Annotated in this window: 14 protein-coding genes; 1 reads left to right on the top strand and 13 read right to left on the bottom strand. The window is 64.5% G+C overall.

Going from position 1 to position 15027, the window contains the following annotated elements; genetic code table 11:
- The first annotated feature begins 129 nt into the window (after positions 1-129).
- Complete coding sequence (mltB, locus tag VSR72_RS30830; RefSeq protein WP_342956055.1) at positions 130-1425, top strand: lytic murein transglycosylase B; 1296 nt, start codon at positions 130-132, stop codon at positions 1423-1425.
- Positions 1426-1492: 67 nt separating this feature from the next.
- Here mltB and cysM read toward each other — a convergent pair whose 3' ends face one another.
- From cysM to hisC, 13 genes are all read right to left on the bottom strand, one after another.
- Entirely contained in the window at positions 1493-2395 is a 903-nt protein-coding gene (gene cysM, locus VSR72_RS30825) for a cysteine synthase CysM (RefSeq protein ID WP_342956054.1), read from the bottom strand.
- Positions 2396-2640: 245 nt separating this feature from the next.
- A complete protein-coding gene (locus VSR72_RS30820) occupies positions 2641-3003 on the bottom strand; it encodes a helix-hairpin-helix domain-containing protein (protein WP_342956053.1) in 363 nt (120 codons plus the stop codon).
- A gap of 73 nt (positions 3004-3076) precedes the next feature.
- On the bottom strand, positions 3077-4069 hold the full coding sequence (rfaD, locus tag VSR72_RS30815; RefSeq protein ID WP_342956052.1) for an ADP-glyceromanno-heptose 6-epimerase: 993 nt from the start codon (positions 4067-4069) through the stop codon (positions 3077-3079).
- Positions 4070-4174: 105 nt separating this feature from the next.
- Positions 4175-5179 (bottom strand): D-glycero-beta-D-manno-heptose-7-phosphate kinase, encoded by a 1005-nt coding sequence (gene rfaE1 / locus VSR72_RS30810; RefSeq protein ID WP_342956051.1) that lies wholly within the window; start codon positions 5177-5179, stop codon positions 4175-4177.
- On the bottom strand, positions 5151-6548 hold the full coding sequence (locus tag VSR72_RS30805) for a UDP-glucose/GDP-mannose dehydrogenase family protein (protein ID WP_342956050.1): 1398 nt from the start codon (positions 6546-6548) through the stop codon (positions 5151-5153). The genes rfaE1 and VSR72_RS30805 overlap by 29 nt, the downstream gene beginning before the upstream one ends.
- A gap of 113 nt (positions 6549-6661) precedes the next feature.
- A complete protein-coding gene (gene lapB, locus VSR72_RS30800) occupies positions 6662-7837 on the bottom strand; it encodes a lipopolysaccharide assembly protein LapB (protein WP_342956049.1) in 1176 nt (391 codons plus the stop codon).
- Between the two features lie 65 nt (positions 7838-7902).
- Positions 7903-8196 carry a LapA family protein gene (locus tag VSR72_RS30795; protein ID WP_201695552.1) on the bottom strand — a complete coding sequence of 98 codons (294 nt, stop codon included), beginning with the start codon at positions 8194-8196 and terminating at the stop codon, positions 7903-7905.
- A gap of 279 nt (positions 8197-8475) precedes the next feature.
- Positions 8476-8799, bottom strand: a complete 324-nt coding sequence (locus tag VSR72_RS30790) for an integration host factor subunit beta (RefSeq protein WP_027817382.1) — start codon at positions 8797-8799, stop codon at positions 8476-8478.
- Positions 8800-8824: 25 nt separating this feature from the next.
- Positions 8825-10555: a 30S ribosomal protein S1 gene (gene rpsA, locus VSR72_RS30785; RefSeq protein WP_342956048.1), complete on the bottom strand. Its 1731-nt coding sequence runs from the start codon at positions 10553-10555 to the stop codon at positions 8825-8827.
- Between the two features lie 181 nt (positions 10556-10736).
- Entirely contained in the window at positions 10737-11432 is a 696-nt protein-coding gene (gene cmk, locus VSR72_RS30780) for a (d)CMP kinase (protein WP_342956047.1), read from the bottom strand.
- Positions 11433-11460: 28 nt separating this feature from the next.
- Positions 11461-12765, bottom strand: a complete 1305-nt coding sequence (gene aroA, locus VSR72_RS30775) for a 3-phosphoshikimate 1-carboxyvinyltransferase (RefSeq protein WP_342956046.1) — start codon at positions 12763-12765, stop codon at positions 11461-11463.
- Between the two features lie 80 nt (positions 12766-12845).
- Positions 12846-13787, bottom strand: a complete 942-nt coding sequence (locus tag VSR72_RS30770) for a prephenate dehydrogenase/arogenate dehydrogenase family protein (protein ID WP_342956045.1) — start codon at positions 13785-13787, stop codon at positions 12846-12848.
- A 45-nt stretch (positions 13788-13832) separates the two neighbouring features.
- Positions 13833-14951, bottom strand: coding sequence for a histidinol-phosphate transaminase (hisC, locus tag VSR72_RS30765; RefSeq protein ID WP_342956044.1), 1119 nt, complete (start codon positions 14949-14951; stop codon positions 13833-13835).
- Positions 14952-15027: the final 76 nt, after the last annotated feature.

Genomic DNA, 15027 nt, shown 5'->3' with positions numbered 1-15027 from the left:
ACAGACACCACGTTACCACAGCGACCTGGTGCTCACGCGCCACGCCGGCGCGCAACGGCCCAATTCCCGTAAGGCGCTCGGTTATACTGCCCGGGTTCTTCCTGGACCGCTCTCCCCCCCTTCTCGCTCATGACGCTCAAGACCGCTCTGTCCGCCTCCAGCCGCCCACGTCGCACGACCCTCGCACTCGCGCTTTGCGTTGCGGCGTCGTTGTGCACCGGCGCGGCGCGCGCGCAAACTGCCGCGCCGAAATCGCGACAGACGCCGCTCACCCTCGCGCAGGCACAGCCGCAAACGCCGACGCAGGGCCAGACGTTCGAGGAGGAAATCGTTCCGCAGCGCTACGCCAACAACCCGGACGTCGACGGCTTCATCAACGACATGGTGGCGCGCTACGACTTCGATCCCACGGCGCTGCACGCGCTCTTCGCGAGCGCGAACTATTCGGCGACGGCGGTCAAGCTCGTTACGCCCTCGCCCGTTCCGGGCGTGAAGAACTGGCGCGCGTATCAGGCCCGCTTCCTCGACCCAGTGCGCATCAATGCGGGTGTGCGCTTCTGGCGCGCGAACCAGGCCACGCTGCAGCGCGCCTCGGAAGAGTTTGGCGTGCCGCCCGAGGTGATCGTCGGCATCATCGGCGTGGAGACGATCTACGGCCGCTACATGGGCAACTTCCGTGTGCTCGACGCGCTGACCACGCTCGCCTTCGACTATCCGAACACGCCGAATCGCGCGGAGCGCATGGCAACGTTCCGCAAGAATCTCGAGGACTACCTCGTGTGGACGCGCGACGCGCAAATCGATCCGTCGTCGGTGCTCGGCTCGTACACAGGCGCAATCGGCATTCCGCAGTTCCTGCCGAGCAGCATCGTGCAGTATGCGGTGGACTACGAGGGCAACAATCACATCGACCTGCGCGCGAGCACGGCCGACGCGATCGGCAGCGTGGCGAACTATCTGCGGCAGAACGGCTGGGAGTCGGGCCGGCCCGTAGTGTGGAAAATCGCCACCGATGCAGGCAGCCTCGGCATTGCACAGGCAGCTGCGGACGGCAAGCCGGAACCGCGCTGGCCGCTTAGCCAGTTGCTGCGCTCAGGTCTCGTGCTCGATCAGCCGGACGTGGACATCGGCGCCGAGGCGAGCACGCCTATCACGGTGATCGACCTGCCTACGCCGGGCCGCGGGACCGAGTACAAGCTGGGGCTCAAGAACTTCTATGTGCTCACGCGCTATAACCGTAGCTTCTTCTATGCGCTCGCGGTGTATCAGCTCGGTATGCGCGTGAAGGCGCAGATGCTGGCGACGCAGCCGGGCGTGGGCGTGGGCCCGGCGAACGGAAATGGCGGGAATGGTGGCAATGGCGGCAACGACATAAACAGCGCCCCTAATGGTACGGGCACGACGCCACCCGCACAGCAAGACTAATTTCAGCGGCACAAAACAAAACGGCCTTCGGAAAACCCCGAAGGCCGTTTTTGCATCTACGCTTCAATCAAGCGGGAAACACACCGGTCGAGAGATAGCGGTCACCGCGATCGCAGACGATGAACACGATCGTCGCGTTCTCGAGCTGGCGCGCAAGACGCATCGCCACCTCGCATGCGCCGCCCGACGAAATCCCCGCGAAAATGCCTTCGACCGAGGCCAGACGGCGCGCCATGTTCTCGGCGGCGGCCTGGCTCACGTTCTCCACGCGATCCACGCGGCTGCGGTCGAAAATCTTCGGCATATACGCTTCGGGCCACTTGCGGATGCCCGGAATGCGCGAGCCTTCTTCCGGCTGCGCGCCCACGATCTCGATGGCCTGATTCTTTTCCTTCAGGAACTGGGACGTGCCCATGATCGTGCCAGTCGTGCCCATCGACGAAACGAAGTGCGTGATGCGCCCTTCGGTGTCGCGCCAGATTTCCGGGCCAGTGGTCTCGTAATGCGCAAGCGGATTGTCGGGGTTGGCGAACTGGTCGAGGATGATGCCCTTGCCGTCGCGCTGCATTTGCTCGGCGAGGTCGCGCGCATATTCCATGCCGCCCTTGACCGGCGTGAGCATGATTTCGGCGCCGTACGCGGCCATGCTCTGGCGGCGCTCGACCGAGAGGTCCTCCGGCATGATGAGCACCATCTTGTAGCCGCGGATAGCCGCCGCCATGGCGAGCGCAATGCCCGTATTGCCGCTCGTCGCTTCGATCAGCGTGTCGCCCGGCTTGATGCGGCCGCGCTCTTCAGCTTTGCGGATCATCGAGAGCGCCGGGCGGTCCTTCACCGACCCAGCCGGGTTGTTGCCTTCGAGCTTCGCGAGAATGACGTTATTGCGAGCGCGGATTTCGTCGTCCGGCAGGCGAACGAGTTGCACGAGCGGTGTATTGCCGATCGTGTCTTCAATGGTCTTGTAGGGCATGGGAATGGCAGTGAGGCGCGATGACGTGATCCATCGATTCTAAACCACGCGGGCAGCGACCGCTGGAGACCCATAACGCGTGTATGGACGCAGGCAGGCGACCCAACCTCAAGGCGCAGCAAAAAGCCCGCGGGCGAGGCCGCGGGTCAACGTCGCGGGCTGACATCACCTGAGCGACACCTGAAGGAGACTGCGCCCCGCGCAGTGACGATACTCCACGCGCGGGGTAAAACAGCAGCGGATGCCTACTTCTTGACCGCCACGGTAGCCGGTTGCGGCGCAACCGACTGCGCCCCCGCCTTCGCGGGCGTTGCCTGTGCAACCTTCGCCTGCGCCGTCTGGCCATTCGCGGGACCGACCGACAATCCTTCGGCCTGCAAACGTTCGACCGTGTGGCCGCCCAGGCCCTTCACGCGCTTGCCGAGGTCAGCGGCATCCTTGTACGGGCCGTGCGCGCCGCGCTCGTCGAGAATGGCTTTGGCGCGCGCGGGCCCAATGCCCTTGATGCCGCGAAGCGCGTCTTCGTTGGCCGTGTTGACGTCCACGGCCGCGAAGGCGTGGCTGAATACGGCCAGAAGCGCGGCCGCCGCAAGGATTTTTCGGAACATGCTGGATCTCCCTGGAAACGCCGGCGACCATCGCCGGCGAGGAGAGTCCAGTTTATGAAGTCAGCGCTTCGCGTTACACCTGGCCAGAAAGCCAACGTACGTAACGATCCACGCCTTCCTGCACCGTCAGGAACGGTGCGTCGTAGCCCGCTGCGCGCAGCTTCGACTGGTCCGCTTGCGTGAAGCACTGATACTTGCCGCGCAGCGCGTCGGGGAACGGGATGTACTCGATCAGCCCTTCCTTGACCTGCTCAGCGAGCGAGAGCGCGGGCTTGCCTTCCATCGCACGCAGCGTGTTCACCACGGTCGTGGCGATGTCGTTGAACGGCTGCGCACGGCCGCTGCCCAGATTGAAGATGCCCGTCTTCTCCGGATGATCGAAGAAGAACAGGTTCACCTTCACCACGTCCTCGACGGAAACGAAGTCGCGCGTCTGCTCGCCCGGCGCGTAGCCGTTGTACTCGCCGAACAGTTTCACTCGCCCTTCTGCGCGGAACTGGTTGAAGTTGTGGAACGCCACCGAGGCCATGCGCGCCTTGTGCGTCTCGCGCGGACCATAGACATTGAAGTAGCGAAAGCCCGCAATCTGGCTTTGCGCGGTGGGCAGCACGCGGCGGATCACCTGATCGAACAGGAACTTCGAGTAGCCGTACACGTTCAGCGGCGCTTCCACTTCACGTTCTTCGACGAAGCGCGTCGAGCCGCCATAGATCGCCGCCGACGACGCATACAGAAACTGCACGCGCTGCGCGAGGCACGTGTCGAGCACGGCGCGGCTATAGCGGAAGTTGTTGTCCATCATGTAGCGGCCGTCGGTTTCCATCGTGTCCGAACAGGCACCTTCGTGGAACACCGCGCGCACGTCGCCGAAGTCGCCGCGCGCAAAGCGCTCGACGAACTCGGTCTTGTCGATGTAGTCGTCGATCTCGCAATCGACGAGGTTCTTGAACTTGTCCGCGCGGGTGAGATTGTCGACGGCGATGATGCGGTCTTCGCCGCGTTCGTTCAGCGCCTTGACGATGTTGCTGCCGATGAAGCCGGCCGCGCCGGTGACGATGAGGGTCATGATAGGTCTGCGGTGACGAGGTTCACGCGAGGTTGATGCCCCGCCGGAAAAACTCTCCGGAGAATCCGGCCGGGGTGCGAGCGCTGCGCGCTCGCGTGCACAACGTTATTGAAAGAGTTCGTCGTAATCGACGGTGGCCGTACCGAGCTTGCCGACCACGATGCCGGCCGCCCGATTCGCGAGCGCAACGCCCTCGACGAGCGGCAAACCCGCGCCCAGCATGACCGCGACAGTCGCGATCACCGTGTCGCCGGCGCCCGAGACATCATACACTTCGCGCGCGTCAGCCGCCGCATGCACCGCGCCGTCATCGGAAAAGAGCGTCATACCCTCTTCCGAGCGCGTGAGCAGCAGCGCGTCGAACTGCAGTTCGCGGCGCAGCTTCGTCACGCGCGCGTGCAGGTCTTCCTCGGACTTCCAGGTGCCCACCACTTCGCGCAGCTCCGCGCGGTTCGGCGTGATGAGGCTCGCGCCGCGATAGCGCTCCCAGTCGTCGCCCTTGGGATCGACCAGCACCGCCTTGCCCGCGGCGCGCGCCTTCGCGATCATCTGCGTGACGTGCGTGAGGCCGCCCTTCGCGTAGTCGGAAAGCAGGATCACGTCGTGCGTGGGCAACAGCGCATCGAACCGCGTGAGGCCGGCGAGCAGGATCTCGTGCGCGGGCGTGTCTTCGAAGTCCACGCGCAAAAGCTGTTGCTGGCGCGAAAGCACGCGCAGCTTGATGGTGGTCGGCAACGCGGGATCGCGCTCGAGATACGCGTTCACATTGCTTTCGTCGAGCAGCTCGACGATGCGCTCGCCGGGTTCGTCGTGGCCCACCACGCACAGAAGGCCCGCGTGGGCGCCGAGCGCCGCCGCGTTGCGCGCGACGTTCGCGGCGCCGCCCAGGCGGTCTTCCTTGCGCTGCACATGCACGACCGGCACCGGCGCTTCCGGCGAGATGCGATTGACGTCGCCGAACCAGTAGCGGTCGAGCATGACGTCGCCCACCACGAGCACGCGCGAGGTAGCGAGCTTCTCGCGCGGCACGACGCGCACTTCGGGCGCGATAGCAGTGGCAAGCGCAGTCACGGGCGTGCCTTCAGGCTGCGGAGTTTGCGAGATTGACATGAGGCCGCCCAATCGAGTGATAGTCAATGCCGAGCTCCGCCATGGTGTCGGGCTCGTAGAGGTTGCGTCCGTCGAAGATACGCGGAGCCTTGAGCACCTTCTTCAAATGCGCGAAATCGGGTGCCTTGAAGGCGGTCCATTCGGTGACGATCACGAGCGCGTCCGCGCCCGTGAGCGCGTCGTCCTGGCTCGACGCGAACGTAAGACGGGCGTGCTGCTCCGGCACGTGCGCGAGATCGAGCGCGAACACGCGCTGCGCCTCCTCGGCCGCGACCGGGTCCCACGCAGCCACTGTGGCGCCGCGCTCGAGCAGGTCGGCGATCAGGCGACGGCTCGGCGCTTCACGCATGTCGTCCGTGTTCGGCTTGAACGCGAGGCCCCAAACGGCGAAGTGCTTGCCGTTGAGGTCGTCGCCGCACACCCTGGCGATCTTCTTCACGAGCACTTCCTTCTGGCCGTGATTGACCTCCTCGACGGCTTCGAGCACGCGCAGGTTCTGGCCCGACTCCGCAGCCGTGCGGATCAGCGCCTGCACGTCCTTCGGGAAACACGAGCCGCCATAGCCGCAGCCCGCATACAGAAAGTGATAGCCGATGCGCGGATCGGAGCCGATGCCGCGGCGCACCGATTCGATGTCGGCGCCCACGCGGTCTGCGAGATTCGCCATCTCATTCATGAACGAGATGCGCGTGGCGAGCATGGCGTTGGCCGCGTACTTCGTGAATTCGGCGGAGCGCACGTCCATGTAGATCGTGCGTTCGTGATTGCGGTTGAACGGCGCGTAGAGGCGCTTCATCTTCTCGCGCGCGGCGTTGCCGTTCTCGTCCTCGTCGAGGCCGATGATGATGCGATCCGGGCGCATGAAGTCGTCCACGGCCGCGCCCTCTTTCAGGAACTCGGGGTTCGAGACGACCGAGAAGCGATGGTCCACGCTATGCGCGAGGCCACGCCTGGCAAGCTCTTCGGCCAGCACGCCGTGCACGCGCTGCGCCGTGCCGACCGGCACCGTCGATTTGTCGACGACCACCTTGAAGCCGTTCATGTGGCGGCCGATGCTGCGCGCCGCCTCGAGCACATACTGGAGGTCAGCCGAGCCGTCTTCGTCAGGCGGCGTGCCCACGGCGATGAACTGCACTTCGCCATGCTCGACGCTCGCCTCGATGTCGGTGGAAAACGTGATGCGCCCGGCCGCGCGGTTGCGCGCGATGAGTTCGAGCAGCCCTGGCTCGTGAATCGGGACGCCGCCGCCATTCAGGATATCGATCTTGCGCGGATCGACATCGAGGCAAAACACGTCGTGGCCGATTTCGGCAAGACACGCACCGGTGACGAGGCCGACGTAGCCGGTACCGACAATGGTGATCTTCATAGGCGCTCCGGTGACAGATGCTGATGTTGTATTGACTGTGTGCGTGGCCGGCGAGGTGCGGCCGGCCAAGTGTGGCAGCCGAGGCGCCCGGCAGCGGGCGCGCGCCCCGAGGCTCAGCTCGACGCGGGAACCGGCTCGACGCGGCGCGGCGCATAGGTTTCCCAGCCGCTGCAGCCCGGACACTGCCAGTAGAACAGGCGCGCCCGGAAGCCGCAGTTCTGGCAGGTGTAGCGAGGCAGGTTCTTGGTGCGCTGCTGGAGCAGCTTGCGCATCAGCTCGAGTTCGCTGCGGCGCGGCTCTTCGGCCGTCGCCTGCTGCGCTTCGAGCAGGCGCGCCATGCCGGCGAGGTTCGGCGACTTTTGCATCTGCGTGCGGGCGAGCGTATGCGCCGCATCGGCGCCGCGCAGCGCGGCGACGTGCTTGTAGGCGACGTCCAGCAGATCGTTCGACGGATACGCATCGACCCACGTCGTGAGCAATTGTGCGCCCTCTTCGGCGCGGCCGAGCGTCTCATACGCCTTCATGACCTTTTCGGCAACGAGCGGCAGATAAGCGGGATTCTGCGCTTCGACTTCGCGCCAGTGGCCAAGCGCCGTCTCGCAATCGCCGCTTGCCGCATCGACGTCGCCCGCGAGGATCGTCGCGCGCACGTTCTGCGCATTGGCCTTGAGCGCGAGCGCGAGCTGACGGCGCGCTTCGTCGGGCTTCTTCTGCTGGAGCGCTTCCTGCGCCAGTTCGCAATGGAACTGGGCGATCTCGAGGTCGAGCGATGCCGCGCCCATCGTTTCGAGATGACGCGCGGTGTCGATGCAGCGGTTCCAGTCCTTCTCGATCTCGTAGATCGCGAGCAGCGCGCGCTGCGCGCCAAGCGCGAAGTCGCCTGACTTGAGCTTGCCGAAGGTTTCTTCGGCGCGGTCGAGCATGCCCGCCTTCAGGAAGTCCTGGCCGAGTTCATACAGCGCGTGGTCGCGCTCGTTGACAGGCAGATCGGAGCGCGAAAGCAGATTCTGATGCACGCGGATCGCGCGATCGGTCTCGCCGCGGCGGCGAAACAGATTGCCGAGCGCGAAGTGCAGTTCGACGGTTTCGGGATCGAGCTTGGCGACCTCGATGAACGCGTCGATGGCCTTGTCCGGCTGCTCGTTGAGCAGGAAATTCAGGCCGCGAAAATACGAACGCGGCAGGTTGGCGCTTTCGGAAAGGAGTGCCTTCAGGTCGTAGCGCGACGCCATCCAGCCGAGCGCGAAAGCCACGGGAATGACGAGGAGCCACCAAAAATCGAGATCCATGCGAGCGATGGTATGAGCGGAAAATCAGCCGCACGCGAAGAGGCGCGCGGCACGGCAATACAAAATCAGATGAGCGGCGGCAGCGGCGGCTCGGCACTCGGCGTGGGCGTTTCACGCGCCACGCGCAGGTCGCGTTTGAGGCGGCCGTTTTCCATGCGCAGCCGGAACACGCCGGGCAGCGCGGAAAGCAGCCCCGCCAGCAGCCCCACCACAAAAAAAGCGAGGCCGATCAGGATCAGCGGAGCCTGCCACGAATATCCGGCCAGAAAATTCAGCGTCGCGGTTTGCGTGTTGGCGAGCGCGAGTACGAGCAGCAGTACGAACACCAGCACACGGATGACCCAGGCGATCAATCTCATTGAAGGATTCTCTTGGCAGTTGAGAAAGGCGCCGGCGAGGCGGACATGCTGCGTCGCAGCACAAGCCGCGCCGAAGTGTCCCGTATTGTAATTGAACGGCTCGCGCACCGACACGTGCAGATCAATCCGGGGCGCTGACGCAGACAGTGTCGAAAAGGCGCAGACGAAAAAAAAGCGCCGGGGTTGTTCACCCCAGCGCTTTTTACCGGTCCATGCATTCTGGCCATCTGGCATTGACCGCCGACGACCGCAATCGCCCGATCGAAATCGATCCAACGCTTACAGGTCGTCGTCCGGCTCGTCCGCCTTCAGCGGCTCGCCCGAATTGCGGTCCACGCGCTCGCGCAGTTCCTTGCCCGGCTTGAAGTGCGGTACGAACTTCTCAGGTACCAGCACCTTTTCACCCGACTTGGGATTGCGCCCAACGCGCGACGGCCGACGATTCAGGCCGAAGCTGCCAAAGCCGCGAATTTCGATGCGATGGCCCTTGGCAAGTGCCTCGGACATCGCATCGAGCATCGTCTTGACCGCGAAATCCGCATCCTTGAGAACAAGTTGCGGAAATCGCGTAGCCAGCTGCGCGACCAATTCAGATTTGGTCATACTTCAGCTTGCCCCCGTTTGAGGCTTACTGGTTCTGGCCGTCGAGCTTGGCCTTGAGCAGCGCGCCGAGGTTGGTCGTGCCGGTGGCAGCCGCACCCGTGTCCGACGACATGCTGCGCAGTGCTTCCTGCGTCTCAGCCGAGTCCTTAGCCTTGATCGACAGGTTGATGCCGCGCGACTTGCGATCGATGTTGATGATCATCGCGTTGACCTTGTCGCCTTCCTTCAGCACGTTGCGAGCATCTTCCACGCGGTCTTGCGCGATTTCCGAAGCACGCAGGTAGCCTTCAACGTCGGCGTTCAGGGTGATAACTGCACCCTTTGCGTCGACCGACTTGACCACGCCGTCAACCGTCGAACCCTTGTCGTTGACAGCAACGAAGTTGCTGAACGGGTCGCCTTCGAGCTGCTTGATACCGAGCGAAATGCGTTCCTTCTCGACGTCGATGCCCAGAACCACGGCTTCGACTTCGTCGCCCTTCTTGTACTTGCGAACGGCTTCTTCGCCCGTTTCCGACCACGACAGGTCCGAAAGGTGAACCAGACCATCGATGCCGCCAGGCAGACCGATGAACACGCCGAAGTCGGTAATCGACTTGATCGCGCCCTGGAGCTTGTCGCCCTTCTTGAAGTTGCGGCTGAAGTCATCCCACGGGTTCGGCTTGCACTGCTTCATGCCGAGCGAGATGCGGCGGCGGTCTTCGTCGATCTCGAGGACCATGACTTCGACTTCGTCGCCCAGCTGGACAACCTTCGACGGAGCAACGTTCTTGTTGGTCCAGTCCATTTCCGACACGTGAACCAGGCCTTCGATGCCCGATTCGACTTCGACGAACGCGCCGTAGTCGGTGATGTTCGTGACCTTACCGAACAGGCGCGTGCCCGACGGGTAACGGCGCGAGATGCCTTCCCACGGATCGTCGCCCAGTTGCTTGATACCGAGCGAAACGCGGTTCTTTTCCTGGTCGAACTTGAGGATCTTTGCGGTGACTTCCTGGCCAACCGAGAGAACTTCGCTCGGGTGACGCACGCGACGCCATGCGATGTCGGTGATGTGCAGCAGGCCGTCGATACCGCCGAGGTCCACGAACGCGCCGTAGTCGGTGATGTTCTTGACCACGCCGTTGACGATCGCGCCTTCCTTCAGCGTTTCGAGCAGCTTTGCGCGCTCTTCGCCTTGCGTGGCTTCGATCACTGCGCGGCGCGACAGCACGACGTTGTTACGCTTGCGGTCGAGCTTGATGACGCGGAATTCGAGCGTCTTGCCTTCGTACGGCGTCGTGTCCTTGACCGGACGCGTGTCGACGAGCGAACCCGGCAGGAACGCGCGGATGCCGTTGACCATGACGGTCATGCCGCCCTTGACCTTGCCCGTGATCGTGCCGGTCACGAGTTCGTTGTTGTCGAGGGCCTTTTCCAGCGAGAGCCACGAAGCGAGACGCTTCGCCTTGTCGCGCGACAGGATGGTGTCGCCGTAGCCGTTTTCCAGCGCGTCGATCGCGACGGAAACGAAATCACCCGCCTGAACCTCCACTTCGCCCTGGTCGTTCAGGAATTCCTCGATGGGAATATAAGCCTCGGACTTCAGGCCAGCGTTCACGACCACGAAGTTGTGGTCGACGCGCACGACTTCAGCGGAGATGACTTCGCCGGCGCGCATGTCCTGGCGGGTCAGCGACTCTTCGAACAGAGCCGCAAAGGATTCAGTATTGGGGGTGGAGGTTTGCAGGTCGGACATAAAAATCTGGATTTGCATGGTTTTCGCTGCTCCGCTGGCCAGTCTTGACTGCGGGGCGTTGAGGCCGGAGCGCTTACGTTCGCGGCACAGATGCAAAAGCCACACTGGGTTAAAGGGTTTAACACACGCCCTGTTTCATTCCAGGGCACCAACAGGCACTGCTACTACTTTCTTTACTGCGTTTTGCCGCGTACGTGAGTTACCGCACCGGTCGCAGTTGGCTCGACTCCTGATACCACTGCACCACCTGTTCGACCGCCTGGTCGACGGAGAGCGCCGAAGTATCGAGAAGCTGCGCATCCGCTGCGGGCTTGAGCGGCGCGGCTGCGCGGTTACTGTCGCGCGCGTCGCGTTCACGCAAATCCCGAAGCAAGTCATCCATATTAGCAGAAAAACCTTTTTGGATCAATTGCTTATGCCGGCGGGCCGCGCGGGCCTCCACGCTGGCCGTCAAAAACACCTTCAGGACGGCGTCGGGGAAGATCACGGTGCCCATGTCGCGGCCATCCGCGACGAGTCCGGGCAGCTTGCGAAACGCGCGCTGGCGCGCCACGAGCGCCGTGCGCACGGCCGGATGCGCGGCGATCATCGAGGCGCGGTTACCCACTTCCTCGGCGCGGATTTCGTTCGAAACGTCAACGCCGTCGAGCTGCGCAAGGCCTTCGCGGAACGTGATATGGAGATCGTCGATCAGCTTCGCCAGGCTCCCGGCGTCGTCGGCCGCGATCGCGTAGCGCACGCTAGCGAGCGCCGCCAGCCGGTACAGCGCGCCGCTATCGAGCAGGTGAAAGCCGAGTTGCGCCGCGACCAGCGCGGCCACCGTGCCCTTGCCGGAAGCGGTCGGGCCGTCGATCGTGATAACGGGCGTCGGATAAAAGGGACGGGTCGATTTCATGCGGCAAAGGTACTCGGCTTCGTTTGAATCAAGGTTGCGCGAGCGCCAGGAAGCGCTCGAAATAATCGGGGAACGTCTTGCCGACGCACTTCGGGTCGTTGATCCTCACCGGCACGCCGCCGAGGCTCACGAGCGAGAAGCACATCGCCATGCGGTGATCGTCGTAAGTGTCGATCGCGGCGTTCGGCGTGAGTTTCTCGGGCGGGCGCACGATCAGGTAATCCGGGCCCTCTTCCACGTTCGCGCCTACCTTGCGCAGCTCCGTGGCCATCGCGGCGATGCGGTCGGTTTCCTTCACGCGCCAGCTCGCGATATTGCGCAGCGTGGTCGCGCCGTCGGCGAACAACGCGGCCACAGCGATCGTCATGGCCGCGTCGGGAATCAGGTTGAAGTCCATGTCGATGGGGTCGAGCTTGCCGTGATCGTTGCCAATCCCGCGCACCTCGATCCAGTCGTCGGCGACCGTGACGTTCGCGCCCATGCGCATGAGCGCCGCCGCGAACTCGACGTCGCCCTGGATGCTCGATCGCCCCACGCCTTCCACGCGAATCGGTCCGCCGCCGATCGCGCCCGCGGCGAGGAAATAAGACGCGGAAGACGCGTCGCCTTCCACCATGATCTTGCCCGGCGACTGGTAGCGCACGCCCGCCGGAATCTCGAAGCGATGCCAGCCGTGGCGCTCGACCTTCACGCCGAAGCGCTCCATCAGCTTGATCGTGATCTCGATATAGGGCTTCGAGATCAGTTCGCCGTCCACTTCGACGATCGTCACGCCGTCCTTGGCGCGCACGAGCGGCAGCGTCATCAGCAGCGCGGTGAGGAACTGGCTCGACACGTCGCCGCGCACGCGGATGGGCGCTTCGACCGAAATCGGCGCCGGGCGGATGCGCAGCGGCGGAAAGCCTTCATTCTCTTCGTAATCGATCTTCGCACCGATCTGGCGCAGACCGTCCACGAGGTCGCCGATGGGCCGCTCATGCATGCGCGGCACGCCGTGAATGCGGTAGTCACCGCCGTTCACCGCGAGCGCGGCCGTGAGCGGACGCACCGCCGTGCCCGCGTTGCCGAGAAAGAGATCCGCGCGCACCGCCTGGAACGCGCCGCGCGTGCCCTGCACGACGCAGGTGTCGCCCTCGCGCTTCAACTTCACGCCGAGCTTTTCGAGCGCGTCGATCATGACGCGCGTGTCGTCGGAGTCGAGCAGGTTCGTGATGGTCGTTTCGCCCTCGGCCAGCGCCGCGAGCAGCAGCACGCGGTTCGAGATGCTCTTCGAGCCGGGCAGACGGATCGTGCCGGACGCACGGGTGAACGGTCCGAGATCGAGGTGTTCCATGAGCGTGTCCTGAGAATGCCTTGGGTTGCAGCCTGGTTTTTGTGGCGCTCGCTCGCGCCGTCGGGCTTGGTCCTGCTTGCTTATTTGCCTGATGCTGCGTCGATGGCCGCCGCGCCCTTGCCGCCGCGCTCCTGCCACGCCTCGCGCGCCGCGCGCGAACGCGCGAACACGGTTTCGAGCGCCGCGCCGTCGCCAGCGTCGATGGCCGCGCGCAGCTTCGCGAGCACTTCAGTGTAGCCGTCGAGTTCTGCGAGCAGCGCTGCGCGGTTCGCGAGGCACACGTCGCGCCACATTTCGGGGCTCGACGCGGCGATGCGCGTGAAGTCGCGGAAGCCGCCCGCGGCGAACGAGAACTTCAACTGGGCGTCGGGCGAAGCAAGAATCTGGTCGACGAGCGCAAACGACAACACGTGCGGCAGATGGCTCACCGAAGCGAACACGCGATCGTGCTGCGCGGCCGGCATCTCGCCGATCACGGCGCCCGTGGCGCGCCACATCGCGGCAATGCGCTCCACCGATGCCGGCGCGTTTTCCTCGAGCGGGCACAGCACGACGTTGCGGCCCACGTAGAGATCGGGCAACGCGGCATCGACGCCGCTCGACTCGCGCCCGGCGATGGGGTGTCCCGGCACGAACTGCGCAATGCGTGCGCCGAGCGCGGCACGAGCCGCGGCGATCACGTCGCTCTTGGTACTGCCGGCGTCGGTGACGATGGTTTCGCTCCCGAGGTGCGGCGCGATGCGCTCGAGCAAAGCCTGGGTTTGCGCAACGGGAGCCGCGATCAGCACGATGTCAGCGCCGTCGAGCGCCGCGGCGAGTGTCGTTTCGTCGTCGAGCGTCGCGGCAGCATCGATCACGCCCAGTTCGAGCGCGCGCGACACCGACTTTGCGCTACGCCCCACGCCGATCACCTGAGCGCCTTTCGCACCGTGCGAGCCACGCTCGCGCAACGCGCGCGCCAGCGACCCGCCGATCAGGCCCACGCCGAAAATCACCAGTTTGTTAAACGAAAACGCACTCACGACGTCACCGAAAAAAGTAAAGGTTGCGCGCTCAAGACGCGCTCATTAGGCACCAAGCGCCCGCTCGAGGGCCGCGACGAATGCGGCGTTCTCCTCGGGCAAGCCGATCGTCACACGCAACCACTGCGGCAGACCGTAGTTGCCCACCGGCCGCACGATCACGGCTTGCTTGAGCAGCGCGAGGTTCACGCGCTCGCCGGCGGCATCGTCGGCTGCGTCCTTCGCCACGCGCACCAGCACGAAATTGCCGTCCGAAGGCACGTATTCGAGGCCGAGGCGCTCGAACGCCGCGGTGAGCGTGCGATAGCCTTGCGCGTTGAGCGCCGCGCTGCGCTCGAGGAACGGCGTGTCGCCGAGTGCGGCAATAGCCGCCGCCTGCGCAAGCGTGTTGACGTTGAACGGCTGACGCAGACGGTTGAGCAGATCGGTCAGTTCCGGCTGTGCAATCGCAAAGCCAATGCGCAGGCCCGCAAGCCCATAGGCCTTCGAGAACGTGCGCGAAACGAGCAGGTTCGGATAGCGGCGCACCCACTCGATCGAGTCGTAGCGCTTCTCCGCCGCGAGGTATTCCGTGTACGCCTCGTCGAGCACGACCACGACGCGCGCGGGCACCTTCGCGATGAACGTCTCGAGCTCCGCGCCTTCGATGAACGTGCCGGTCGGGTTGTTCGGGTTCGCCACGAACACGAGGCGCGTGTCGTCATCGATCGCCGCGAGCATCGCGTCGAGATCGTGGCCATAGCGCACGGCCGGCGTCACGATATGGCGTGCGCCGAGGCCCTGGGTCGCGAGTGCGTAGACCGCGAACGAGTACTGCGAATAGACGATCGACTGGCCACGCTCGACGTACGCATGCGCGGCCATTTCGAGAATATCGTTGCTGCCGTTGCCGAGTGTGATCCACTCGGGCGGCACGTCGTAGCGCGCGGCCAGCGCGGCCTTCAGCTCGAACGCGTTCGAATCGGGATAGCGCCCCAAGTCGCTCGCCGCCTGCGCAATTGCGCGCTGCGCCGATTCGGGCACGCCAAGCGGATTCTCGTTCGACGCGAGCTTCACGATGCGCGCTTCGTCGAGCCCGAACTCGCGGGCGACTTCGGAAATCGGTTTGCCGGCGATGTAAGGCGCGATTGCGCGCACATACGAGGGGCCGAAATGCGTGGTCATGCGTCTCTCCAGGGCACAAGGCGGGGCTCAAGGCGCCGGGCGTACAACGGGTCTGTTCCGGACGGATCGGGAAAGG

It is taken from the genome of Paraburkholderia sp. JHI869 (genome assembly GCF_038900775.1).
Classification (GTDB): Bacteria; Pseudomonadota; Gammaproteobacteria; order Burkholderiales; family Burkholderiaceae; genus Paraburkholderia.
Note: the sequence above shows the minus strand (reverse complement) of the source record. Positions and strands in the feature narration are given on the sequence as shown.

Bases quoted from the DNA above. Each gene is read 5' to 3' on its own strand.
- mltB (WP_342956055.1), top strand. From the start codon at position 130: ATGACGCTCAAGACCGCTCTGTCCGCCTCCAGCCGCCCACGTCGCACG.
- cysM (WP_342956054.1), bottom strand. From the start codon at position 2,395: ATGCCCTACAAGACCATTGAAGACACGATCGGCAATACACCGCTCGTG.
- VSR72_RS30820 (WP_342956053.1), bottom strand. From the start codon at position 3,003: ATGTTCCGAAAAATCCTTGCGGCGGCCGCGCTTCTGGCCGTATTCAGC.
- rfaD (WP_342956052.1), bottom strand. From the start codon at position 4,069: ATGACCCTCATCGTCACCGGCGCGGCCGGCTTCATCGGCAGCAACATC.
- rfaE1 (WP_342956051.1), bottom strand. From the start codon at position 5,179: ATGTCAATCTCGCAAACTCCGCAGCCTGAAGGCACGCCCGTGACTGCG.
- VSR72_RS30805 (WP_342956050.1), bottom strand. From the start codon at position 6,548: ATGAAGATCACCATTGTCGGTACCGGCTACGTCGGCCTCGTCACCGGT.
- lapB (WP_342956049.1), bottom strand. From the start codon at position 7,837: ATGGATCTCGATTTTTGGTGGCTCCTCGTCATTCCCGTGGCTTTCGCG.
- VSR72_RS30795 (WP_201695552.1), bottom strand. From the start codon at position 8,196: ATGAGATTGATCGCCTGGGTCATCCGTGTGCTGGTGTTCGTACTGCTG.
- VSR72_RS30790 (WP_027817382.1), bottom strand. From the start codon at position 8,799: ATGACCAAATCTGAATTGGTCGCGCAGCTGGCTACGCGATTTCCGCAA.
- rpsA (WP_342956048.1), bottom strand. From the start codon at position 10,555: ATGCAAATCCAGATTTTTATGTCCGACCTGCAAACCTCCACCCCCAAT.
- cmk (WP_342956047.1), bottom strand. From the start codon at position 11,432: ATGAAATCGACCCGTCCCTTTTATCCGACGCCCGTTATCACGATCGAC.
- aroA (WP_342956046.1), bottom strand. From the start codon at position 12,765: ATGGAACACCTCGATCTCGGACCGTTCACCCGTGCGTCCGGCACGATC.
- hisC (WP_342956044.1), bottom strand. From the start codon at position 14,951: ATGACCACGCATTTCGGCCCCTCGTATGTGCGCGCAATCGCGCCTTAC.